General features: G+C 54.6%; 22 protein-coding genes. All 22 read right to left on the bottom strand.

Annotated elements, in window-relative coordinates; translation table 11 throughout:
- Positions 1-43 precede the first annotated feature (43 nt).
- Entirely contained in the window at positions 44-1,261 is a 1,218-nt protein-coding gene (locus HND55_09905) for an ATP-grasp domain-containing protein (GenBank protein QKK02930.1), read from the bottom strand.
- Between the two features lie 5 nt (positions 1,262-1,266).
- A complete protein-coding gene (locus HND55_09900; GenBank protein ID QKK02929.1) occupies positions 1,267-2,298 on the bottom strand; it encodes a hexapeptide transferase in 1,032 nt (343 codons plus the stop codon).
- The gene (locus tag HND55_09895; protein ID QKK02928.1) at positions 2,295-3,065 is read right to left on the bottom strand and encodes a hypothetical protein; all 771 of its coding nucleotides are present in this window, start codon (positions 3,063-3,065) and stop codon (positions 2,295-2,297) included. Before HND55_09895 ends, HND55_09900 begins: the two co-directional genes overlap by 4 nt.
- Positions 3,066-3,415: 350 nt before the next feature.
- On the bottom strand, positions 3,416-4,555 hold the full coding sequence (locus HND55_09890; GenBank protein QKK02927.1) for a glycosyltransferase family 4 protein: 1,140 nt from the start codon (positions 4,553-4,555) through the stop codon (positions 3,416-3,418).
- A gap of 35 nt (positions 4,556-4,590) precedes the next feature.
- Positions 4,591-5,748, bottom strand: coding sequence for a glycosyltransferase family 4 protein (locus HND55_09885; GenBank protein ID QKK02926.1), 1,158 nt, complete (start codon positions 5,746-5,748; stop codon positions 4,591-4,593).
- 110 nt (positions 5,749-5,858) lie between these two features.
- Positions 5,859-7,001, bottom strand: a complete 1,143-nt coding sequence (locus HND55_09880; GenBank protein ID QKK02925.1) for a glycosyltransferase — start codon at positions 6,999-7,001, stop codon at positions 5,859-5,861.
- Positions 6,988-7,941, bottom strand: a complete 954-nt coding sequence (locus HND55_09875) for a hypothetical protein (protein ID QKK02924.1) — start codon at positions 7,939-7,941, stop codon at positions 6,988-6,990. Before HND55_09875 ends, HND55_09880 begins: the two co-directional genes overlap by 14 nt.
- The gene (locus tag HND55_09870) at positions 7,880-8,893 is read right to left on the bottom strand and encodes a hypothetical protein (GenBank protein ID QKK02923.1); all 1,014 of its coding nucleotides are present in this window, start codon (positions 8,891-8,893) and stop codon (positions 7,880-7,882) included. Before HND55_09870 ends, HND55_09875 begins: the two co-directional genes overlap by 62 nt.
- Positions 8,874-10,010: a CapA family protein gene (locus tag HND55_09865; protein QKK02922.1), complete on the bottom strand. Its 1,137-nt coding sequence runs from the start codon at positions 10,008-10,010 to the stop codon at positions 8,874-8,876. The genes HND55_09870 and HND55_09865 overlap by 20 nt, the downstream gene beginning before the upstream one ends.
- On the bottom strand, positions 10,007-10,969 hold the full coding sequence (locus HND55_09860; GenBank protein ID QKK02921.1) for a hypothetical protein: 963 nt from the start codon (positions 10,967-10,969) through the stop codon (positions 10,007-10,009). Before HND55_09860 ends, HND55_09865 begins: the two co-directional genes overlap by 4 nt.
- Before the next feature lie 371 nt (positions 10,970-11,340).
- The gene (locus tag HND55_09855) at positions 11,341-12,021 is read right to left on the bottom strand and encodes an FkbM family methyltransferase (GenBank protein QKK02920.1); all 681 of its coding nucleotides are present in this window, start codon (positions 12,019-12,021) and stop codon (positions 11,341-11,343) included.
- A gap of 208 nt (positions 12,022-12,229) precedes the next feature.
- The gene (locus HND55_09850) at positions 12,230-13,534 is read right to left on the bottom strand and encodes a glycosyltransferase family 4 protein (protein QKK02919.1); all 1,305 of its coding nucleotides are present in this window, start codon (positions 13,532-13,534) and stop codon (positions 12,230-12,232) included.
- Positions 13,531-14,868, bottom strand: a complete 1,338-nt coding sequence (locus HND55_09845) for a hypothetical protein (protein ID QKK02918.1) — start codon at positions 14,866-14,868, stop codon at positions 13,531-13,533. Before HND55_09845 ends, HND55_09850 begins: the two co-directional genes overlap by 4 nt.
- Before the next feature lie 3 nt (positions 14,869-14,871).
- Positions 14,872-15,738, bottom strand: coding sequence for a glycosyltransferase (locus tag HND55_09840; GenBank protein QKK02917.1), 867 nt, complete (start codon positions 15,736-15,738; stop codon positions 14,872-14,874).
- A 332-nt stretch (positions 15,739-16,070) separates the two neighbouring features.
- Positions 16,071-16,676, bottom strand: a complete 606-nt coding sequence (locus tag HND55_09835) for an acyltransferase (protein QKK02916.1) — start codon at positions 16,674-16,676, stop codon at positions 16,071-16,073.
- On the bottom strand, positions 16,673-17,635 hold the full coding sequence (locus HND55_09830) for a hypothetical protein (GenBank protein QKK02915.1): 963 nt from the start codon (positions 17,633-17,635) through the stop codon (positions 16,673-16,675). Before HND55_09830 ends, HND55_09835 begins: the two co-directional genes overlap by 4 nt.
- A gap of 82 nt (positions 17,636-17,717) precedes the next feature.
- Positions 17,718-19,418 carry an ABC transporter ATP-binding protein gene (locus HND55_09825; GenBank protein ID QKK04070.1) on the bottom strand — a complete coding sequence of 567 codons (1,701 nt, stop codon included), beginning with the start codon at positions 19,416-19,418 and terminating at the stop codon, positions 17,718-17,720.
- Positions 19,419-19,569: 151 nt separating this feature from the next.
- Entirely contained in the window at positions 19,570-20,619 is a 1,050-nt protein-coding gene (locus tag HND55_09820) for a patatin-like phospholipase family protein (protein QKK02914.1), read from the bottom strand.
- A gap of 85 nt (positions 20,620-20,704) precedes the next feature.
- Positions 20,705-21,082 carry a four helix bundle protein gene (locus HND55_09815; protein ID QKK02913.1) on the bottom strand — a complete coding sequence of 126 codons (378 nt, stop codon included), beginning with the start codon at positions 21,080-21,082 and terminating at the stop codon, positions 20,705-20,707.
- Positions 21,083-21,131: 49 nt separating this feature from the next.
- Complete coding sequence (locus HND55_09810; protein QKK02912.1) at positions 21,132-21,629, bottom strand: hypothetical protein; 498 nt, start codon at positions 21,627-21,629, stop codon at positions 21,132-21,134.
- Positions 21,626-22,114 (bottom strand): toxin-antitoxin system HicB family antitoxin, encoded by a 489-nt coding sequence (locus HND55_09805; GenBank protein ID QKK02911.1) that lies wholly within the window; start codon positions 22,112-22,114, stop codon positions 21,626-21,628. The genes HND55_09810 and HND55_09805 overlap by 4 nt, the downstream gene beginning before the upstream one ends.
- Positions 22,111-22,398 carry a type II toxin-antitoxin system HicA family toxin gene (locus tag HND55_09800; GenBank protein ID QKK02910.1) on the bottom strand — a complete coding sequence of 96 codons (288 nt, stop codon included), beginning with the start codon at positions 22,396-22,398 and terminating at the stop codon, positions 22,111-22,113. The genes HND55_09805 and HND55_09800 overlap by 4 nt, the downstream gene beginning before the upstream one ends.
- Positions 22,399-22,450 lie beyond the last annotated feature (52 nt).

Genomic DNA, 22,450 nt, shown 5'->3' with positions numbered 1-22,450 from the left:
AGTGCCCTTTCCCCTTGTTCCTTGAGCCTAGTGCCTTTGCCGCCTATCGCACCATCCCCTTGGTCATAGGCCGCACCGAACCCCGCGCGCCAAGGAACTTCGCAAAATAGTCCAGCGCTTCCCCGACAAGCGGCAGCGGATCGCTCCAGACAAAATCATCGTGGCGGCAGCCGCGTACCGGTTTGAGCATGCCAAGGGCCTCGCGAAGTTTGCCGGCGCCAACGTGCTCCACGAAAGCGATTGCATCCCCCAGGAGCCAGCGGACCGGCACGCCGGCGCAAGTCTGTAGATTGGCATCGGGCTCCAGACCTGCGGATACTTGATACCACAACCAGGGCAGATCCATACCGGCCTCATACGGCACCGCCACCCCGCCGCTGAGCCGGCCGTTGATGTCAATTAGATGGGGAACACCATGATCATCGCAGATCCAGTCTGTATTGAACATGCCGTGCCAATTGAGCGCGCGTAGCGCGGTGGTGGCGTGCTCGACGACCGTCGGTTCATCAACGCTACGGCGAAACGTGGATGTCCCGAACTTGCCGGCCCCCTTGCAGCGCAGGATCTCGAATGGCGACATCCCGACGGGTTCGCCATTGCAGAAGACGCCGTCAAGCTTGAACTTTCGCCCTGCAAGCCGCTCCTGAATAATGGGCCAGCGATGCTGAGCCAGTTCGTAGGTATCCACCATAGCCAGGAGGCTGTCTTTCAGTTCAGTGGGAGAATCGACGATTTCCACGCCGCGCGCCCCGTTGCCCATTCGCACCTTGACGAGCACCGGGTAGTCGACCTGGGCGGCGATCGAGTCCAGCTCCGCCCTGTTGGAAACCTGCCAGGTACGTGGCACCGGACAGCCCGCCGCACCAACCCGAGCCAGGTAGTTGAGCTTGTCCTCGGCCACGGCCCAGTCGCTCATGGCAGGCATGGCGACTCGAGTTGCGCGGGGCAGGGCATCCCAGTGCCGAATCACCAATTCAACGTCCTCGAAGCACGGCAGCAGAACTTCCGCGCCGGTTCGTTCCATCGCTGCAGCCAGTGCTTCGATATAGGCCACAGGCTCAGAGTAAAAATCCGGCAGGCGGGTAAAACTGCGCGCAAACCGGGAAAATCGGCACATCGCCAGTCTTGAGCTGTCCGCCACATGCACCTCGACACCTCGGCGCGCCAGCGAGCGGACTACGGTGTATGCGGAGCGGCACCAGCCGTATGTGACCAATGCCGGTGGCAGCCCATTAGAAACAGGGGTAAAAAAAACGCTCAAGTTGACTACGGCTCTTTGGACCGAGGTGCTCGTTCGTCCGAGTCAAGCATGAATTTGAGGCCGCGATGAACCGGCAACTGCCACACCAGCTTGCACCAGTCATGATTGCCCTCGATCAGGCCCGGCCCTTCAGGCGTTACGACCACATCCCAGCCGATCGATCGATTCTCGGGATGCAGCAGACTGGCCTCCCGCACCATATCCAGCGTTTCCTTCCAGAAGGGCACTTGGAATCCCTCGATTGGCACCCCTGTGCGCGGATGGATCTTTTCCGGGGCGCGCGTGATGTCGGAATACACGCCGGGCCCGTTCACACGCCCGGTCTCGGCATCGATGGGCGCCGCCAGGTTGCCGGCTGCCAGGTTGTCTACGTGTGAATCGACTGAGATGCGCAACCGGCAACCCAGCAACCTGTATTCGCCCGATTCGGTGACCAGAGTGAAGATCCGAACCGTATTGACACCGGATGGAGAAAGCGCCTGAAGCGCGTCATGCTGTCGGGCGAAGGTCTCGACCATGTCGTAGTCGTTCTCGCGCATCCAGTTGGCCAGTGAATCAGCGTCCAGATCACTGGTGGGCACGATGTGTACGCTGACGCCGCAGTTGCCGGTCGATTCCTTGAAGACCAGTTTCTCATTTTCACCGAGCAGTTCTCGAGCGCGTTGGGGTTCTTGCTCAAGCGCTTTGCGATCGAGCAGCTTATGACGAAAGAACTGACCAAAGGCCTTGTAGAACCGACGCTTGTCATTGAGCACTTCGCGGTGTTCGGATGGATTCGCGCGCAGCTGGAACTCGTACATGGTCCCGGTGCCAGCCCACGTGGCCTTTTCCGCCGATGTCATCGAAACGAAGCCGAATTGGTACCACTCCAGCGGTGAGATGTTGTAGCGCAAGGAATCGATCACAAGCGCCGCAGCCTGCCGCCCCCGACCGATGCCGTGGTGCTCGCGAACATGGTCCATGAAGCGCAGCAACAGCGGCCAGTTCATCTTCCGGAAATAGTAGCCCAGGTAGAGAAGGCGCCGGATCGGCGTCATGCGGGCTGATCCAGATGTTCTACCAACTCATCCACGCTGACGAATTCGATATCAGGCCATCGCGCGGTGATCTTCTCGAGAAGCTTTCGCAAATCCTCAAGCCCACGCTTTCGATTCGCTTCGTCGAGGTGGCCGCAGAAATTGACCCGGTGCGAGCTGATGATGGCTGGCTTGTGCCAGCGAAAGGCCGCAGCAACCTGTTGCAGCGCGCGCTTAACCGGATCGAAGCCCATATCCTTGCCGGGTTCGAAGACGACATTGCGGACCACGGTGACATGATTTTGCTCACGCTGACGGCCACTATGGTTGACTTCGCGGCGAGATGTGCCGTCGCCCATTGCTCTGGTGCAGCGGAATGGTTTATCGATGGACACGACGCCACCGGATTCGGCTGTTTCATGCAGTGCGGGGTGCAGCTTCTGGGCCGGCGGTGTGAAGGTTTTCGAGCGAAATCCCCAGACTTCTTCGAATCGATCCAAACCGTCCGTCAGAATCTCGCGATGGCCGGGCAGGGCGGCACCGTCGTGAAGCCCGAAGGCATGCGTGAAACCCACGCCGGGCATCGCCGGATCACCAGCGATGCCGGTCAGACTGTCCTGCTCCACGTTGGCGAGCAGGTCCGGGGCGCCCGATCTCAGCTTGTGCTCGAACAGTTCCACGTTCAGGTGTTCCCGCCCGTGGAACTGCGGCTGCAGCAGCCCCCGCTCCATGCCTTCCTGCCACAGTGCCCAGGCGCCCTGGTAGGCCGCCGGCTGCTCAGCCTCCATGCGGGAGAAGGTTGCCGGAACCGTTTCACCGTGATAGTGCTGGCCGTCAGCACGAATTCGCGCAAAATCGGGGTTGGCCGACAGCGCGTAGGCCGTGAACTTTGCTGGACGATCCCGACTGTCACAAACTGAGTCCAGCACTTCGAACAGAGCTTCCAGGTCCTGCCGGGTCTCCAGGGCGTCATATCGGTCCATCTGATGGGACAAGTCCAGCCCGGCATCGATTAGCCTCTGACGGGCTTCCCTGGAGGCCACCCGCACGTTGGCGTAGTCATCCACAGCAAAGGCTATAAGCTTTCTGGGCGTGCGCCAGCCGCGAAGGTTCTTGAGATTGTCGGAGAGTATCCGATTCATGTGGCTTGTGCAGGTTCCTGGAAATAGGCTGTGGCAAAACGATCTGCATTGTCCCGCCGGAAATCCTCAGCGGCCAACATCGCCCGCTCACTCATGGTTTCGCGAAGGTCGGGTTGGGAAGCTATCTCGATAATAAAGTCAACGATCTCGTCGAGCTGCTCGTGGCTGAGACAGCGGGCATGGCCGTACTTCTCCGCGTAGCGCGCCAACTGGCTGTCTGGGGAAGAGACGTAAAGCGAAGGCACACCGAAACTCATCAGGTTGAATGCCTTACTCGGCACCGAGCCCTGGCTGACGCGGTCGTTGAGAATAACTACGCCAAGATCAGCAGCCGACAGCGAGTGCGGAAACATCTCGTCCGATTGAAACGGCAGCATCTGCACGTTTGAAAGCCCGCGTTCATCGACCAGCCGCCGAATGCACGGCTCCCGTGGGCCTCGGCCAATGATCTGGAAAAGGATATCGGGTCGATCGTGCAGCCGTTCGGCAATGTCGACCAACAGCTCGACATTGTGTGTGAGGCCTATGTTCCCCGAATACTGCACGATGAAGCGTTTCCCGAGGACCAGTTCCTTGAGGAATCGATTGCGATCCACTGGTATCCGTTCGTCACCCTGGAAGATGGACCAGATCGGCTGGATTACGAGTCGCTCGCGGTCAACATACTTTGATAGTGCATCCGCCATCACCTCGCTGATGGTGTATAGACGATAAGCCTTGCCAAACGAGCGACGGTTAAGCCGGGCCCAAATGCGGTAGATCGGATGCGACTCCCTCATGCCGGTAATGCGGAGAGTGTCTGGGTAAATGTCCCAGATCACCATGCTGAAACGGTGCGGTAGGACCAGGTTCAGTAAGTAGCCCATGGGCGGAACCGAGACAAAAAGCACCTCGTGGCGCCGGTAGCGAATCATCAGCAGCCACCACATACGCAGCAGTCCCAAAGCGTAGGACAGGGCTTTCTTTAGAGCCGGACGCTCATGCCAGCGGTTGATCGTGTGCACTCGGATGTCGTCGTCGAGCTCTTCGCCCTGCACGTGGACGCTGCCGGTGATCAGCGTGACTGATTCGAACTTCCGATTGAAGGCATTGGCGAAGCCGACCGTGAGGTAGTTGGCGGCCTGGTTGAGGATCACCAGGTTTCTTCCTCGCGCCGTGGTACTTGTAGTGTTCATGCGCCCAGGCTCTTCACATCGGCCTTTCCGCTGCGCTCGACTACCAGGTCTTCGCAGATTGACAAGATCTTATCGGCGCGTTGTGCCGGGGTGTCGAAGTCGGAAAGACGGCATCGCCCGCGTTCCCGAAGTTCGCCCTGCAGGACCGGATCCTGGATCAGTCGGGCAGCCTGCCTGGCCGCTGAGTTCGCATTACAGGGCTGGAAATACAGAGCGGCATCCTGGCAAATACTGCGGGCGAAGCCCAAGTCGGTCGTGATGATCGGCTTTTCCATCTTCATCGCCTCCGGATAGGAGGCCGAAAAGCACTCAGCCAAGGTAGGAAGGAACAATGCATCGCATTCCTCGTAGAGCGATGGGCACTCCGAAGGGGGTACCGGCCCGGTGAGTTTCACCTGTGCGGGGATTTCGGACCAGATCCGCTCTCGGTACTTGGCGTCGGTGAGGGTGAGCACGAATTCCGTTCTCGCGCGCAAATCTCCGGGCAAAGCGCGGATGACCTGCGGAATCAGTTCAAGATTCTTGTGCGGGTAGTAGCTGGTCAGAGTCAGGAAACGAAAAGTGCCGGATCTTCGCGCGGGCAGCCGCGGCGGGTATTCAGCCGGTTGCTCATACCAGCCATTGTGGGTATTGGTGACCGTGTACACCTTTTCAGTTCCCAGTAGCCGCCGAAGCCGCTGGTTCACATCATCAGTTTGAACGATCAGCGCATCGGCGTCGCGCCTGAAAAAGCGACAATGCAGCCATTTACGCGCCGCCAGCCGTGTCCGCCTGGCCATACCTAGCGTACGAACATAAGGAGATTCCGGGTAGATATACAAGGGCAAGTTGTAACCCATCAAATGCGGCGCACTGCTGCGCCAGTATGCCGGCCCCGAAGTGGTCACGACACAATCCGGTTCGATCTTCTGTTCAAGAGCTGCCATTTCACGCTGTACGCGCCCAAGATTACCCAGCCCCATTACCCCAAAGGCCATGTCATGAAAGACGAAATTCTCAGGGAAATCAGCCCGTTTCAGAATCGTACCCACGCCGGTCCCGAGAACTACATGGTACTCATTCTGATCGAATCGGCGGCACTCCTCGATCAAAGACGCTGCGACTTGAGTTGCACCGCCGAAGCGCACGACAGAGGTGTTGATCATCAGGCGCATAGGGTTTCAAGCGCAAGGCGCAAGAATGGAGACATGGACGCCGAGAAATGAATGGACAAGCTTCACGCCCCGTACATCCACCAGACGGAACCTGGATTGACGCAAGGTGGTCACGATTTTCTTTGCACCTTGCGCCTTGAGCCTTGTGCCTGCCGTGCAACTTCCTCGATCATCCCTTCCAATCTCGCCAACACGGCACCTGCCTCAAATCGCCTCATCGACTCCCGGGCGTTGTGCGAGAATAGTGCACGTAGCTCAGGCTCGTCCATCAAGCGCTGAAGAAAGCGGGTATACTCCACTTCGTTACCCGATTCGACCAGGAAACCGTTGACGCCATGTTCGATCAGCTCAGCTGGTCCGGTCGGGCAGTCGTAGCTGATGCATGCACATCCGGCAGCCATCGCCTCGGCTAGAGCGTTGGGAAACCCCTCAGTAAGTGAAGTAAAGGCAAATATCGAACTTTCCGCAAGCAGCGTCTCGACGTCATCGCGTTGCCCAATAAATCGAACGACTTGATCAAGATTTAGGCGTTTAGCACATTGTTCTAGTAGTTTTCTATCTGGCCCGTCGCCCACAAACTCCAGAATCCAGTTTGACTCGACCTTCACGTTAGCGAAAATTCGCATCAGCGCTTTTTGATTTTTTTTTCCACCAAGGCTGCCGACATTGATCACACGGATTTCGCGCTGGTTGGTTGGAGGCACCTTGTCCGGAAGCGATATCGGATTTGGGAATACCTCAAAGCGGCAAAATCGATATCTAGGCCGTAATAAATCTGCCGCACGCTTAGTCTGAACTACAACGAAACGGGCCATTGGATAGATCAAGGGGTTAATCAATCCACGTACGCCGCGTAGGCTACTTAGCGGACTTGCACGATTGAAAACAATGACAGGTATTCGGTTCAGCCGTGCAACGACAACAATCAGCGGTGCGATCGCTTCACCGAAGCACAGTATAACCGCTGGTTTAACAGCAGAGATCGCACGCCAAAGATAAATTAATACTTTAAAAGGCCATTTCCAGCCAACTTCTTTTAAGCCTGCAAATTTTGGCTGCACCAATGTAACGTTGGGGTTGAGCTTATAGAAAGTGGAGGCTCTACTAAGGAGGAGTATAGTGACTTCGCTGTCCTGGGTCAGATAGTTCGCGGCGCGAGCGACGACTCTCTCGGTTCCCCCAGGCCGCAATGATATACAAATAAAGCACACGTTCCTGCCGTTATTCTTGGAGCTTCTGCTAGTTCCCGACATTGAGGAGGTTTCCAAGCATATAGTCCGCGGAGTCTGGGTTCCACTTCATAAATCCACCGTACGGTCTAAACGTCATCTCGCCCACAAGGGGCCGACCTTTGCGAATATAAAAGTCGACTCGAACATAATAGAAATCAGCGCTTAATGTCTTTGCAATTGAGAGAATCTCACTTAGACACGACGGTTTCGGGACATGGGCTTTATACTCTGAGAAGTAATAAATATTAACTGGCTTCCAATGCACATCAAACCAGTTTTCCTTGGGTTTTGAGTCTCTATCAAATATAGTTTGGATAAAGAAAGGAGCTCCGTGAAAGCAGTGAACTTTGAAGTCATTGAGGCGACTGTTTCCAGAATCATCTTCGAGAAGCGGTTCTATAAACCATTTCGGCGAAATACTTTCATACTCCCATTCGCGGTTGGCCAAATAGAAGTTAGCCGAAAGCTTCTCCCTAAGCCACTTTTGTATTCCCCTGATATCTAAATTTTCGAAATTTAGGAAAACTCGAGTACTGCCACTGTCATGGTTTGTTTTTAGGACAAATGGCGCAGCCGGAGGAGTATTAATGGTGAATTGGTCTGCGGTGTTGCCCCAAGAAAGAACCGGTATCGTATATTGCGCACCAATTCTTTGCTTGACGAAGGCTTTCAATTGCAGCTTATCCGCGAGGATCGGTAGGGCCTCGTTGCGGTCATGAAGCTTTAACCATTGAAGCTTCTCAGTAAATTTTTTCGGGTTGTTTAAGTCTGGCCAATTTCCTACGCGCTGGCGGTACCGCAGGCGTAAATACAGGCGATCCGGTATATAGCTGAGACAGCGATGCAAGTTTGAGTTAATCTTTCCTCGGTAGGTCATCTTTTCAGAAATATAAGTGAGCTTACTCCAGTGATTCCAGCGTCCGCACCACCATCCAGACTTGTGCGTCAAAAGTGCCCTCATGCCAATTTACGTTTCGATCCCAATAGCCCGGACAACGCTCGTAGCCCTTCTGATCGAAGCCATAGCTGGCTTCCAGGATCAGCGGGCGATCAGCCTGATCGAAAACGAAATCGAGTGCGACGCAGTCGCCGCCCAGCTTATCTGCAGCGCGGAACGCGAGTTCGACGCACCGTTCATCGATCGCCTCGCGCGCGTGCAGGATACGTCCGCTTCCCGACGCCCTGAAATCGCCTGGGCGCACCATGCGCCGAATGCCGAACGCTCGCTCGCCGATTACGATCACGCGGGTGTCACTGTCGTTCTCCGGGATGTAGTCCTGGAAGTACACATAGCCCCGCTCCCGGCCCAGGATGCGAGCGTAGCGCGGGGGATAAGCCAGTCGAGCAAGCCCAGTTATCAGCGAGCGCGTCGGCAGTTTTCCGATTCGGACCTTGTCTGCTCGATCTTTCAGGCTGGCCCAGGGGTCGTAGAGCGGGAAGCCCCGGCCGAACGATTGGTTAACGAGCCTACGCGCTGCTCGTCGGTCGCGAACAAGCCTCACACCGGCCGAACCGGCGCCCCGCCGGAGCTTGAACACCTTGGGGAACTCGGTCTGCTCGATCCAATCCAGCGCCTGTTTTCGATCAACAAACACATGAGCGAAAACGGCGGGTATATCGAGTGCCTCGAACAGGTATTTCTGCGCCACCTTGTCGTCGAAGTGCCAGGCGGTACGGAAATCGGGGAACACCTTGATACCGGCATGCTCCAGAGCAGACAGGATCGGGCGGGCGATCAATACGTCCTTTGGGTGTGAGTGCCCGTGGTGCCACATCAAGGCCTGGCAGCCTTTGACCTGCTCGATGATGTCGCTGGCGTGACAGTTTACTAGGCGATAGGGGATGCCCTGTCGTTCGCAGTAGTCAATCCAGCGGGGGTGGAAGCCGGCGGGGCTATCGTGTATGGCCAGCATCGCGCTTCAGAAGCTCAAGAACGATCTCTCGATGCGACTCGCATCGCACGAGGTTCAGTAATAGAGTGCGGTGACGGCGACTGAGCAAGCTGGGCAACCAACCGCGTCGCTGGGCGGCCCCAATTATGCGTGGCATTCTCGGCTCGAGATAGGCTTGATACAACTGTCTTCGATCGCTAATCATTTCGTTGAATTTTTCGGCCAAAGCGTCCGGATTCCCTATGGTCTGATTGAGGGTATCGAGATACTGGTTGCGTCTTTCGCTTTCCTCTTCATCTACCACCCGAAACAGCTCACTTTCGGTACATTGATCAAAATGATGGAGCCGGAAGCATAAACCCTTTTTATCAAATACCAATTCTACAGCCATTCCTTTAGTCCATAGACCCTCTCGGCGCTGGGCACTGTCAAAAAGGAAGTTCCCAGCCGAGTAAAAAATCAGCTTGCCTTGATAGATTTCAAAGCCACTAGTACAGTGGGTGTGATGATTAACTACCGCATCTGCGCCAGAGTCTACATAAAATCTAAAGAGATCCTGCATGGCCGGGCTAGGCAAGTTGTAGCATTCATGGCCGCCGTGCGTGATAACCAGTACATAATCAGCCTGTTGACGCGAAGACTGGATCGCGGCGAAGTTTCGAATAGGGTCGATAGGGCAAGCTCCTGGTTCGTCCCCGTGCGTGGTGCTCCATTCGTTTTCGGCGAAATTCAAAATAGCAATGCGTTGACAACCGAGGTCAGCAAAGAAGGGTTTCACCGCTGTTTCATAGCCATCCCCAGCCCCAATTCCTGGAATACCGGCCTGATCCAATGTGGCAATGGTTTCCGCAAGTCCCTCCGGGCCGTAATCCATTATGTGATTATTGGCAAGGCACGCCAATCCGAATCCAGAATCAGCAATAAAGCTTGCGATCTCGGGACTGGCGTGCAAGGAAGGTCCGGTCTTGACTATCGGCTTGATCGGCTCACATAAAGGCGCTTCCAGGTTCAGGATTGCCAGATCTGCTCCTGTGATGGTCGACAAGAAACTACCGAAAACATTTTTGGGCGATTGATTGTGCAGATTAGCCAAGCGCCCCTGTGGACTAAAGTCGCCGACCACAAGCGCTTTCATCACGGCGCTGTGCTCGCCCTGACCATGTCTCCTAATTCGGTAGTGCGAATAAACTCAACGCCTGGCCACCGCTTCACTACCGACTGCAATAAGCCACTCAGTGCTTTCAGACCGCGATCACGATTTCTGGGATCTAGACCACCCATGAAGTTGACGCGATGCGTACTGATTACAGCTGGCTTGCGGAGGCCAAAAGCAAGCTTGACCTGAGATAGCGCTCGATCTTCCCAATCCACTGTGGGGTCGGAAGATGGCTCGAAGTCAACATTTCTGACGAGATAGATTTGGCCAAGATTATTCTCATAACCGAGGAAGCGGCGCCGAAGCTTACGCCCGCGCCCGTCCTCTAACGGGACCCATTGCGCCCTGCCGCTTTGAATAAATTGGACACCGCTTTCATGCAAAGCGACCTCAGTTAGGTAATTCCAAATATAGTTTGGAGCAATAAAGGACCGTGACGCATACCCAAACATCTCGGTAAATTCGGCCATTGCATCCGCTACCACCGAATCGGGCCTTGGCGGCTCGGCTTCGCCGGCCGAATCGAAAGCTGCCATAAAGCTATCACGAGCCTCCGGAATAATATGCGCGCTGACCGCAAACATTTCGTTATCGAATGCAGTTCGAGTTACCTTATCGGAGCCATCCTGCAGGGCACGCAGCCAGCGCCCAACGTTCAGGTGCTCACGCCCATGAGATTGCGGATGACAAACGCCAGACGAACATGCCTGATGCCAGATTTCCATGTTGCCATCGGCCCCGGGTACTCGCTTCAAAGTTTGCAGTGACGGTTCGCGCGAATATTCCCTGAAGTCCGATTCAAGAATCTTTTTGAAATCAGGATTAGCCGAAAGGCAATTCGCTGTTAGACACGCGGGGCGCCCATTACAGTCTACAACACTTTGTAATACCTCAAACAGGGCAGAGATATCTTCAGCCCTTTCAAAGTGATCGAACTTCATGTAATGACATCGTTCGATATCGGCGCCTGCCCTCTTAAGCTGCCTTAAGGCTGACCGGCTTTTTGTTCGTATCGAAAACCAGTCATCGCTTTGGATCACAACGATCTGGCGCTTCGTGCGCCAGCCGGGAAGAAGGGAAAGCGCGCGTTTGCCTAGTTCGGAACTTATGATTTTTCTAACCTTCAATTAATCTTCACTTTGTCATACGGAGCAGGCATGTGCCGGAGTTCTCGGCACTCGGATTCCATGACGTGCATTGCTTTCGGACGCAATCAGTTCCCGTCTTATATCGTTCCATCTGAGTTTTATGAGGCACATAGATACATGGGAGAGCAACCGCCATTTTCGTCCGTTGTTTTAATGCGAGCCCGTTACCGATTCTCTAAAGCGTCATTTTTCATTAAAACAACCATCCGTCGCGCCCTAAAGCCCACAAAGCGAAAACCAAGACGCAAAAGCGCATTCACAACCGGCAACAGCGTGGATTCTTGCTTTAGCCCTCGCTCTGGTCCGCAGTCCACTGCCACATAATGGGTACGTGCGAGTGTGGCGGAGCCTCCGGCGATAATTTCCGGCTCTGCGCCTTCAGCCTCAATTTTAACGAGTTTTATCGTGTCAATAGGCTGTTCCCACCCAGTATCAAGCCGAGACATCAATCCGTCAAGCGTAACCACGCGTATGGTTTCAGAGAAATCGTAGGTTACCGGCTCGATCAGCGTGGTGTCATTCGACGCGTGACTATGATAGAGCAACAATTCGGCATCCTCACACCATAGCGCTTCGTTTGAATAGATAGCGTCAAGACCCTTGAGATTAATCCTTAGTGCGGCTTCACACGCATTTTCTGGCTCAATCGCGACAACTCGAGCTCCCCGGTGTTCACAACAGTATCTGGTGAATTCCCCTATATTGGCGCCAATATCGATGACGATGTCGCCTTCTTTAATGGTGCATTGCGGCACAAGATACTCGACTGCCAGCGTATCCAGGCGGTTTTCAATTCCTCTGCGAAAGCGTCCGATCATTGCCCGATTAATGAAAGCAAAACACATGCCACCGGTATCCTGGATTTGGAAGCACTGGTCCCCGGATAGGTACTCGCAGCGAATAGGATATCGGAAAAGCCACCGATTCACGAAGTTGAAGCGCCTCGCATAACTTTGGCCAACCGCCGAACAAATCCATCGCCAGAGCATAGCAACACTATACCGCCTCACAAGAGTGAACTTCATATCCTAGAGCTCCTTTAATACTGCCGAGTCACCCACCTTCATTGTGCCGGCGGGCGTCTCCGGATATCGGCGAATCCGACATCACAGTTTCATAAGCGTTGAGAATTTGTTTCTTGATCCGACCTGCGTCGTGTCGCTCGAGCGCAACACGCCGCCCAGCGGCGGCCAATCCGATAGCGCGGCCAGGATCATTCAGCATCGAAAGGATAGACCCGGCCAGTGCCAGCGCGTCACCTGGAGGAACCAAGACACCCGTCTTATGGTTGTCGATATAAGTAGAAACGCCACCAACATCATTTGCGACGCACGGAACGCCAAGAATTTGCGCTTCGGCCAATGAATTTGGGCTATTTTCGGCGTAAGAGGGAAGAACAAAGACAGATGCGCCGCAGAGCGACTCTGCAAGGGCCTCCGGGCCCAGCTTCCCCTGAAAATCAAAGCAGTCTTCGGGGTAGTCCTTTCCCAGCAGTCTGCGCGCAGCTCTTACACTCATCGAGTTTTCCGTGAGCCCGGCGATTCGCCACTTGAAGTTCGGCCTAACCCTGAGAATTAATCGCGCTGCCGCCGCTACCAAGTCAAAACCTTTTCTTAGGGAATCACTGAGCGTCGAAATCGCAACATCAAATGATAAGGAATCTGGGTTCCAGCGTTGAGCGTAAAAGGGCCGGCGCAGGACTCGGTCGATGTGAAAATAATGCGCATTTGGTGCCAGCACCCCTGCGACCTCTCGATCAAAACGCGTCCTACCATCCACGAACCGGGCAAACTGAATAAAACGCCGCTCGCGCTTAGCCTGCTCCCTTGCAAGCCGCATTTCACCAATAAGACGCTTGGGTAATAGCGATGCCAAACGGCCGCCTCGATCATGCCAAAATGCTCGAAGAAACTTTCGGTCATAGCTGCTAATGGAAATCTCAGCAAAACTACTCATGACTCCCTGGAAAGAGACCATAATCGGCGCCTCTCGTCCGAGGTCAGGATCGAGAAGGCCAATATAGCCTTTCTCTGTACCATGAATATGCACCACATCCGGTTCTGAAATGTCTATAATATCCGTCAGCTGACTAATCTTGAATTCGTGTATAGATCGGAAATTTACCAGCGACCGAGCTAATAAGCGCGCCTTCCAAAAGCTCGGCCGGATCGCATAGGCAGTAATACCGCCCGTCTTATTTCGCGGATTAGCGTATGGATCGACAAAGGCGACGCTCAGGTCAACGTCCTCGCGAATCAATCCGGCAAGATTGCTAAGCCATCCGCCCCGACCACCAGCGATATGCGCTCCGATTTGAGATCCGGTAAATGGGGTATTGACAAACCAAAGTACTCTCACGGTGTGGCACCCGAATACTTGCGCAGGCCTACACGATAGCTTCCATAACCCACGCCACCAAGAGCCAATAGTAAGAAGCTAAAGTTGTTATTTAACACAAAGTGTCCGAAAACGCCGCCAACAAAAGCGACGGCGGTTACTGCAGCCAGCACCGGAAGTAAAATGTTCCGCTGATCACTCCGCACCAGAGCCACGCCTGAATAAGAAAGAAATAATAGATACATCCCGGTTGCAGCTGCGCCTGCCAACCAGCCGTAGCTACGGAGAAGCTCGAGACCAATATTGTGGGCGCCAAACCCCACTTGAAGACGAAGTCCCTCGTTTGTCACGTATACAATCGGGGAAGGCATCTCGGGAGGCAGGAGACCATTATGCTTTTGCACGGTTTTCCATGCGCCCTTCCACAACAAGCCACGATCGCCAAATAGCTTGAATTTCAAAGCAGGAAGCACATCATCGATTTCTTCAATGTCCTGGATTCCCTTTGACTGATCATAGGCCGCATACTCGGAACTGACAGGCGCGGCCATGTAGCCCGTGATGACTAAAGCGAAAATAACCAGGACCTTACCCACCGGCAGCCCCTTCACCACCCGCGTCCAGTGTATTCGTGCCAAAAGCAGCAAAATGGCCACGATTGTGCTGAAGAGTATAATAAATGTTACTTTCAAAACGCCGGATAATATCAACGTAACGATGATGACCGCTGCTAAAGAAAGCCAAACCGAAAAGTGCCAACGAGCGCCAGGAATTAGGCGGCTTGCACCCACAATAATCAATGCCGGAACTGCTAGAAAATAATAACGGACTGTCCCACCAGTAAATCCGGTCGTCTGCAATAGCGCGCACCCAAACAACACCCAGAGAACCCGCTTCACGATTTTTTCATCGACCTGATCGGCAATCAGACTACCGTAGAAGAATGCGAATAAACCGAGGTACAGACTCAGATACTGCCCAACCTCAATTATCGGCTCTCCGGATCGGATAGCAGCGAACACGACTAAGGGAAATGGCAGAATTGTCACGACCAATGCAGTCCCGAGCCGGAGCTTCAGCAACAGCTTCAGGTTAATCAAGGAGAGCACAGCACAGGCAGCTAGAATAGCCTGGGAGACAAGAGTGCCTGGCAGAAAGTGGACAAGCAAGGCCGGCAGGTAGGAAGCGCGTTTATCCAGGATCAAATAACTAACGTACGGAATCATCACGATCTTGAACTCTTGACCGAGATTGAAATACCCCGGCAACAGACACAGTGCGGCCAAGAGATGAAAGAGCCCCTTGTCGATTGTGATGCGTCTTAGCGAGCGATTTGGCAATGCGGTAAACGTCATAGGCTAAAGGCTATGCATAAATTCTGATAGCCGTTGCGCATGCCGGGCGTAGAAAAACCTTTCTTCGCAAACCGCAGAACCAGCTTGCCCGATTTCACGAGCCGCGGCGGGGTTTTCGAAACAGTGGACCAACGCCTCTGAAATTGCAGTAGAGTCGTTGGGCGCAACAGTGATAGCGTTAACTTTGTCGTCTAAGAAACGATTAGCCTCCGTTTTTTCTGCGGCAAGAATCACAGGCCTTCCTGATGCGAGGTATTTCGTTAGTTTGGTGGGAAAATTGTGATCGTTCTGAAGATTTTTCGGTTTGTTGACTATAAGCGCAAGTGCGCCCCGCAGATACTGGTCCAGTTCATCATCGGAGCAAAATCCGGTGACAGCCACATAATCCTCGACATTATTGCGTACCAAGAGTTCATTGATGCGGGCCCAAAGCTCTGGCTGCGTCATGTTATTGGTCAGAAGAAATTTCAATCGAACCGAATGCCGCTCAAATAACTCATGGTGTGCTCTTGTGAATGCCTTAAAAACGGCATAAATTCCATCTTTTTGCTCGGACAACGTTCCTGCATGAAAAATGTAGATATCGTTCTTATCGATATCAGGCCAAGGGACCTGCACGGGGCGGTCCTCAGCAAGAATTGGCACCTGAAGCGTAGCGGCTTTTGGGGCTCGTGTTGCAACTAAGTGTTCGAGCGCTTTCGAAATCACAATGAAATTAGGAGCGATCGGAAATATTGCCCTGAACACAAACTGTCGGAGAAGCGGCCGAACGAAGGGAAGGCGGGTTAATCTGCTACCCTCTGCGGAATAAGGATATTCATTAAGCTCAAGCACCACTTTTTTTCCGAATAATCTGAGGACCGTGATCATGGCGAAGCGCGTCCATGCAGTATTGAAGTATAGAATGAATACGTCGGATCTGCGCAGCGTCGCGACCGTGTACGTTAATAGTGCGATAGGGCTAAGGTAGGCCCACAGATAGCGTGAAAGACGCCCCGAATTAGATGGGCCGTTACGTAATAGTGTGAAATTCACATCTTCCTGAGCTCCGGAATATAGATACCTCTTTCCGGGAAGCTGTACCGCATTTCTGGTTGAAACAACCGATACTTGATGTCCTTCGAGGATTAGAGCCTTCGCATAGCATCGCATTCTCGAGGTTGCGGCATGGCCATCTGGATAGTCAGCGTTGGTAACAATTCTTATCCGCACCTTATTTCCTTTAGACTACGACAGGGATTCCCCGCTGCTATTACATTTGAAGGTATTGACTGCGTTACTACGCTGCCGGCACCAATTACGCTATTCGCGCCTATGGTTACGCCTTTCAGGACGATTACACTTAGACCAAGCCAAACATTGTCTTCAATGATCACAGGTGTATGCGCACCAGAGCGTTTATCGCTCTGGTGCCAATCGCCATCAGTTATCGTTGTATTTGCACCGCACCGGACATGATTGCCGACCGTAATCTCGGAGAAGCAACCAATGACTGTGCCGCTGAATCCGCAGTTTGCGCCTACCACAAGCCTAGCCCCCTTCTGTGCGGAGACGATGCAGGGGCGATTGATCCCGATCAGGTTGGCGCGGGAAGAAGACCTGAACGAGCATCCATCCCCAAATTGCATGGAGGCGTCATGAGCTTTCTGGAACGTTGTACGCCCGTAAAATTTACAGCCCTTGCCTAAATCTACTCCAGCTAGCCATGCGTTTAGTTGGCCGGCAAGTGTCGACACAACGGCTCCTGCTTCTTGGGAACGGCGCCGGAGGATGTTCCAGGCAGACACTCTGTTGAACCGATTGCTCATAGGGACTTTTCGATCGCATTGAGTTCTTCAGCGCTAAGCACTTGGGCCCAGCTTTCGTCGGATCGAACCAATTGCCGGCCACGATAACGCATAGGGTTGCCAGCGACCATGTGATAGGTGCTCGGATCGATCCAGAATGCTTCATTCGGTTGTTTCAGGTAGTCCTCTGCCGCGCCCAGAGCCTCGACCACTGCAGAAAGAAAATCAGCAGGTGCCCTCACAACTTCCTCGTAACTGTATTCAAGATAATTCAATCGTGGCAACTCGCGCTTGTATTTCGCTACGCGTTTCTTGAATAACGTGTTCTGCCGGATCGAGTCTTGCACCGAATATTCAACCCCTTTCTTTATCGACAGCTTCTTCTGGGACGCCGCGAGACCACGGAGATCACGATGGAGGAAGAGCAACCAGACGTTGTCTGGGTGGTGCTGCTGGAGCAGCAAGGCGATCAGTAGATTCTTTGACGAGTCTACGATGATCGGTTTATGTGCAACCCTCGCCATGGCCTCATACAACAACCAGTTATTTTCAATCTGCTGTTGGATTTTCGGTTGCAACCACTTGATCGCGGCAAGCGGCAGTCCTTTCTCCAGCCACTTTCGGAATAAAAATCCTAAAATTCGATCCAGGTAACTTCTTTTATGACCATCTCGCTCCTGATAGGAAAAAGAGCCAAAGTATGCAGTATCAAAGGACTGCGGGTCCGCAACGATGTCGCTTTCCGTTTTCTGCTTTATCTCGCGAAATACGTCGGTCCAGAACTCACATTCCCGCCAATCCCTTTCACATGTGCAGATTGTTTGCTCTGCAACGGACGCGGATTTCTTTGCCGTCCGCTCGACTTGCCAGGTCAGGTATCTCATCTCACCTGAAGAAAAAATAGCTGGATGCGTTCCGAGGATGCAATCGGTAAGCGTAGATCCCGAATGGCCTTGAGAAAGAATGTAAATTAACTTCATTACTTTCTGTTCAGACTTTGGCGGGCTCGGCGTTCTTGGCTGGAACATAAAATATGGAATGGAGGTGTCGCGGTTGTATTCATTAGCTGCTATTGCACAGGTCAAATTCTGGATAATCGCCCAGCACCTCCCCATAGGTGCCCGCCGCGACTAATCGCCCCTGCTCCATTCGGATGATCAGGTCGCACTCTCTCAATGTCTCGACCCTGTGGGCGATGATGAAAACGGTTAGCTCGGAATCGAGCAGCGCAATCGCGTCCATCACCGCCGTTTCAGTCTGCGTGTCCAGCGCGCTGCTGGCTTCGTCGAAGACCAGTACGTCGGCCTCCTTGTACAGCGCGCGTGCAATGCCGATCCGCTGGCGCTGGCCGCCGGAGAGTTGAATGCCGCGTTCGCCGACCCGGGTCTCGTAGCCCTGACGGTGCGTTTCAATGAAATCTGCAATCTGTGCCTGGCGGGCGGCACGGCGGACGCGATCGTGATCGATGGCATTCGGGGCGATGCCAAGCGCGATGTTTTCGGCGATGGTGGCGTCGGACAAGTAGATGTGCTGGGGTACGTGGCTGATGTGGGCTTGCCAGGCCGTTCGGTTTTTCTGATCTATGGCTTTTCCATCGATCTTGATTTTTCCGCTGGTGGGTTCGAGCAACCCCATCAGGATATCCATGAGGGTGGACTTGCCGCTGCCGGTTTTCCCGACGATGCCAACGCGACTGCCCTTGGGAATCGAAAGGTTGATGTCAGCAAGCACTTCCGGTTCGGTTGGCGTGTAGCGGAAATGGAGGCCTTCCAGCGTGATTTCTTGCTCGAGGGGGATGCTGGCGCTGGGAGTGCCTGCCGGAATGCGCGTGGGCAGGTTCAGGGCAGCGAGCACATCTTCGAAGACATTGAAGTTACCGGTGTACTGTGCCCAGGCCAGATAAATTTTCTGCACAAGCGGCAATAGTCGCTGTGCCCCCAGAGCAAGCGCGGCCAGGGTAGGCAGGGCGGCGATCAATCCACCTGATTGCAGGGAAAGTGCATAGGCGAGCCCGACGATCAGCGCAACGCCGATGGCTTCGACAACGAATCGGGGCGCCTGGCCCAGGAAGGCATTGGCGGCCTGGGCATGGCGGAACTGCTGGTCGAATCGGGCGAACTCGCCGGCATAGTGGGGCTGGTTGGCGTCCAGGATGACATCGCGAATACCGCCCAGGCCTTCCTGTACGGAGCGGATGCGCGTGCTCTGGGTTTGGGCGATGATCTTGCTGTTGCGCTTGAGCCTTGCGCGGAATAGGCGAATCACTCCGAAGTAGATTGCTGCAAACAGCACTCCCGCAACAAGCGCGGTGGAAGCATCCACGATCAGGAGTGCCGCCAGTATCGCAATACTGAGGATAACAGCGATGACGCCTTCCATCGCCGGCCGCAGGAACGCGCCCAGCAGGATTTGCACCTTGTTGACGTTGCCGATGACATCGCTGGTGTTCTGCGATATGTGATAGGAGTAGGGCTGGTGCAGAATTACTCTGTAGAGTTTGACGCCTATGTCGTGTCCAATTGCGAAAATCAACTTGTTGCTGGCGTAGATCAGCAGCAAGCGGATGCCGGTTGCCACCAAGACCACGCAGACGAAGGCAATGGCCATCGGCAGGACGATTGACTCCGCGTTCTTCCAGCCCAGGGCGGAGAAAATGCCCTGCAACAGCGGGTAGTCGGCCGCCATTTCGGGGCGCGCCATCAGGGAAATGAAGGGCACCACCGCACCGATCGTCACGATCTCGGCCAAGGAGCCGGCGAGCATGAGGAACAAGAGCAGGGCAAGTTGCTTGCGCCGGCGGGGTTCGAGGTGGCCGAGGAACTCGCGGAAGAGCTCGGGGGCGGTTTTTTCGGGGGTTGGGCTCAAGGGAAAAGGTCAGGGTTGGGTGGAAGGCTCAAGGAGCAAGGCTAAAGGCTCAAGAGTCAGGCGGTAGGCGGTTGACCGGAGTCTCTTGCCGGTCCTCGAACCATTGGAAATACGTTTCCGCGCCCTGGATTCCCTGTTCGACCAAGGCTTTCTTTTTATCGTCGCTCAGGTCGAAGTCGGTGGTGCCGACGTCGAGGGTGTTGATGTAGACGGTGCGCTGCCAGTCGTCGGAGTGCAGGTGTTGTTTCTCCTGCGCATTCTGGATGGCGGTCAGCAGGGCGCGGGCGTAGTGGTGGAAGCGCTTGATCGGTTTGCCCTTGATTGGCTCGTTGTAGCGGTACAGGGCGATCTGTTCCTGCGTGTCCAGGCGTAGCCCCAGGGTCTGGCAGTTGTAGACGTAGGGGCTGTGGCCGGGGTGGGTCAGCAGGAAGCGCGCGTTTTCTCGGTTGTAGTAGCCCGGATGGCGGCAGGCGCAGTGTTCTTCGGGCTCGATGTATTTCATGCGGTCGAAGAGTTTGACCGGGTAATTGAGCTGCACGCCGCCGTCGACGTAGACCTCGTCGCGCGGGCCGTGGCGCACCGCTTGGAAGAACAGCGGGATGGACATGCTGATTCTGAGCGCTTCGACCAGCGGCATGTCGGCGTGGCGTTCGTGCGAGAAGACTTCGGCGTAGCCGGTCGACAGGTTGGTGCCGACGACGTACAGGTCCGGCGCGCCATCTTTGGCCTGTAGGTCAGTGAAGGTGGCGTTTTTGTCGCCCAGTTTGTCCTCGATGAGTTTGCCGACCCAGTCGCGGAAGAAGTCGCCCTTGTGCCAGCCGAAGTGGTAGGCCAGGCGGCGTATGTCGCGGATGATGCCGAAGCTGTCGTCCATGAAATCGCGGAAGTCGGTGGATTGGAGGATTTCGCGTTGTTCATGGATGGTGAACCCTAGGGCGTAGATCAGGGCGTTGATGGCGCCGGCGCTGGTGCCGGCTACTCGGGTGATGTGGTCCAGGTGGCCCCGTTGGGCGAGGATTTGCATGGCGCCGATGGTGGCGATGCCTTTTATGCCGCCGCCCTCAAACACTAAGTTTCTGAATTGTGGCGTGTTCTGCACTGGGTGGAGCTTGGGTTAGAGGACCGAAGTCGGAGGTCGGAGGTCGGAGGTCTGAGGTCTGAGGTCTGAGGTCCGACTTCTGACTTCAGGTTTTGATCAAAAAGGGGCGTGGGTTCTTGATCATTTTTCCTAGCATGGCGCCTACTTTGCGGTACTGGCTGGTAAGGCGATTGTGAGTTTCACTATCGATGTAGCTGCAAGCACGCGCGTAGTCCAGAGAGCTGTCTGTTTCGCTTGCCTCGCCATCGCAATCGGTCAGCTTTGAAACGAAATGTGCTTCGTACCTTCGTTTTGCCCAGGCTTCTCTCAGATTCAGGCAGACGGATCTTGAAGATCGGCGGATCTGGCTGGTTAGCGCGTAGCGCTCTTCGGCCGGGAACGCCTTTGATAGTTCGAAAATCTCCATCGAGAGCTGGAATGCCAGTTTGTAGACTTGCAGCTCTTTCGCCGATCGAATGATCATGGTCTAGCGCGGACTTTCGGCTTCCGTTCTCCGACTTTCCTCAGGAATTTTAGTCGCTTTCTTGCCTGCCGAAGGTGTGGAGCGGCAAGTTGATTCTGGGGAGATTCATTCGGTTGCATTGGGATGTGATGAATTCTCTCCAGTATGGCCACACATGAAAACTGGCGTTCCGCGTGGCGAATGCTTTTATAGCTTCATTGCCTGGGTCTTCATCCGAAATATATTCGGCAATGTACGTGGCTTCGATCTGAGCGAGGGTGTCAGAATCGCCCGCCTGCTCTTGTTCACTCTCCTTGCCTGAGTTTGCTGCAGGTACAAATCGCACTCCGAGCTCGATGAAAACGCGCAGCATGAAGATGCGCCCATTCTCACCTGCTGCGTCGCCCCAGAGGCTTTTCGAGATGGCGTGCTTGAACAGAATCTCGAAGTCGTCAGGAAATGCAGGAGTGCCCTCCAGAGCCTCATCGATAAAGGCCGAGACCCTTGCCTGCGAGACCCCGTTGATGCGCAGGCACTCACAGGCTCTTGCGAGAGCTTCGTCGCTCATCCGGTTCTTTGCCAGTGGGGAGCGGTTTCGTTACCGTCCGAGTCGATGACTTTCAAGTTGGGGGCGGATGGACGCTTGGTGGTTTTCGGGCCGGTCTCTGCCCGCTTCCATAGATTTCTGGCAGAGTCTTGGCTTGCAAACGTAGTCCCGGCGTGAAATGCGAGCAGGGATACCAGGTACTGATTGAGGCTGATGCCCTCGGTGCCGGACTGTTCTGCAAGTCGGCGATGTAACGTTTTCGGAACGCGCAGGGTGATGCGCCCGCTGTAGTCGTCTTCTACGGCAGCGGGTTCAGGCATGCTCCGGCCTCGTTCGGTCATGATCTCGGCGGTGGTTTGAATGGTGTCCACGGCCAGTTCGTAGGCCTCTTCCCAGGTATCGCCAAAATCTAAAACGTCGGGCAGTTCCCGGACGCGGGCCTCGAACAGCTCCTGGCCGTCGACTTCGATCTGACGGATGGTGATGTTGTAGGAGTGTGCGTTCATCTGTCGCGATCCTCCATGATCTTATGCAGATCGTCTCTGTACTGTTTCACTAAGGTCAGCATTGACTTCACGTAATTGGGCTTGACTTCCGGGTCCTTGCCGTGGCCGCAGGTATAGCTGGTCGAGAAAAACTCCTCCAGCTCAGGGTGGGTGACCACTTTGTGCCCCTGCTTCTTTCCATCGCGAACCTCGAAGCCCAGTGACTCGAGAATCCGCTGCAGCTCGCTGCAGCGCATTGACGCGCCGGCTTGCTGCAGGGCCCGAACGGCCTCCGTGACTGTCATGGGTTCTGCATTATGACACTAAATATGGTGTCAATGTGTGAATTTCCAGGCC

The organism is Pseudomonadota bacterium (assembly GCA_013285445.1).
GTDB lineage: Bacteria > Pseudomonadota > Gammaproteobacteria > Xanthomonadales > Wenzhouxiangellaceae > Wenzhouxiangella.
This window is presented reverse-complemented; position numbering and strand designations above follow the sequence as displayed.

Excerpts from the sequence above, each read along its gene's own strand:
- HND55_09845 (QKK02918.1), bottom strand. The coding sequence starts at position 14,868 with ATGACGTTTACCGCATTGCCAAATCGCTCGCTAAGACGCATCACAATC.
- HND55_09840 (QKK02917.1), bottom strand. The coding sequence starts at position 15,738 with ATGATCACGGTCCTCAGATTATTCGGAAAAAAAGTGGTGCTTGAGCTT.
- HND55_09830 (QKK02915.1), bottom strand. The coding sequence starts at position 17,635 with ATGAAGTTAATTTACATTCTTTCTCAAGGCCATTCGGGATCTACGCTT.
- HND55_09900 (QKK02929.1), bottom strand. The coding sequence starts at position 2,298 with ATGACGCCGATCCGGCGCCTTCTCTACCTGGGCTACTATTTCCGGAAG.
- HND55_09870 (QKK02923.1), bottom strand. The coding sequence starts at position 8,893 with ATGCTGGCCATACACGATAGCCCCGCCGGCTTCCACCCCCGCTGGATT.
- HND55_09800 (QKK02910.1), bottom strand. The coding sequence starts at position 22,398 with ATGACAGTCACGGAGGCCGTTCGGGCCCTGCAGCAAGCCGGCGCGTCA.
- HND55_09885 (QKK02926.1), bottom strand. The coding sequence starts at position 5,748 with ATGCGCCTGATGATCAACACCTCTGTCGTGCGCTTCGGCGGTGCAACT.
- HND55_09805 (QKK02911.1), bottom strand. The coding sequence starts at position 22,114 with ATGAACGCACACTCCTACAACATCACCATCCGTCAGATCGAAGTCGAC.
- HND55_09855 (QKK02920.1), bottom strand. The coding sequence starts at position 12,021 with ATGTGTTTTGCTTTCATTAATCGGGCAATGATCGGACGCTTTCGCAGA.
- HND55_09810 (QKK02912.1), bottom strand. The coding sequence starts at position 21,629 with ATGAGCGACGAAGCTCTCGCAAGAGCCTGTGAGTGCCTGCGCATCAAC.
- HND55_09895 (QKK02928.1), bottom strand. The coding sequence starts at position 3,065 with ATGGAGGCTGAGCAGCCGGCGGCCTACCAGGGCGCCTGGGCACTGTGG.
- HND55_09835 (QKK02916.1), bottom strand. The coding sequence starts at position 16,676 with ATGAGCAATCGGTTCAACAGAGTGTCTGCCTGGAACATCCTCCGGCGC.
- HND55_09860 (QKK02921.1), bottom strand. The coding sequence starts at position 10,969 with ATGAAGTTCGATCACTTTGAAAGGGCTGAAGATATCTCTGCCCTGTTT.
- HND55_09815 (QKK02913.1), bottom strand. The coding sequence starts at position 21,082 with ATGATCATTCGATCGGCGAAAGAGCTGCAAGTCTACAAACTGGCATTC.
- HND55_09880 (QKK02925.1), bottom strand. The coding sequence starts at position 7,001 with ATGTCGGGAACTAGCAGAAGCTCCAAGAATAACGGCAGGAACGTGTGC.
- HND55_09875 (QKK02924.1), bottom strand. The coding sequence starts at position 7,941 with ATGAGGGCACTTTTGACGCACAAGTCTGGATGGTGGTGCGGACGCTGG.
- HND55_09825 (QKK04070.1), bottom strand. The coding sequence starts at position 19,418 with ATGCTCGCCGGCTCCTTGGCCGAGATCGTGACGATCGGTGCGGTGGTG.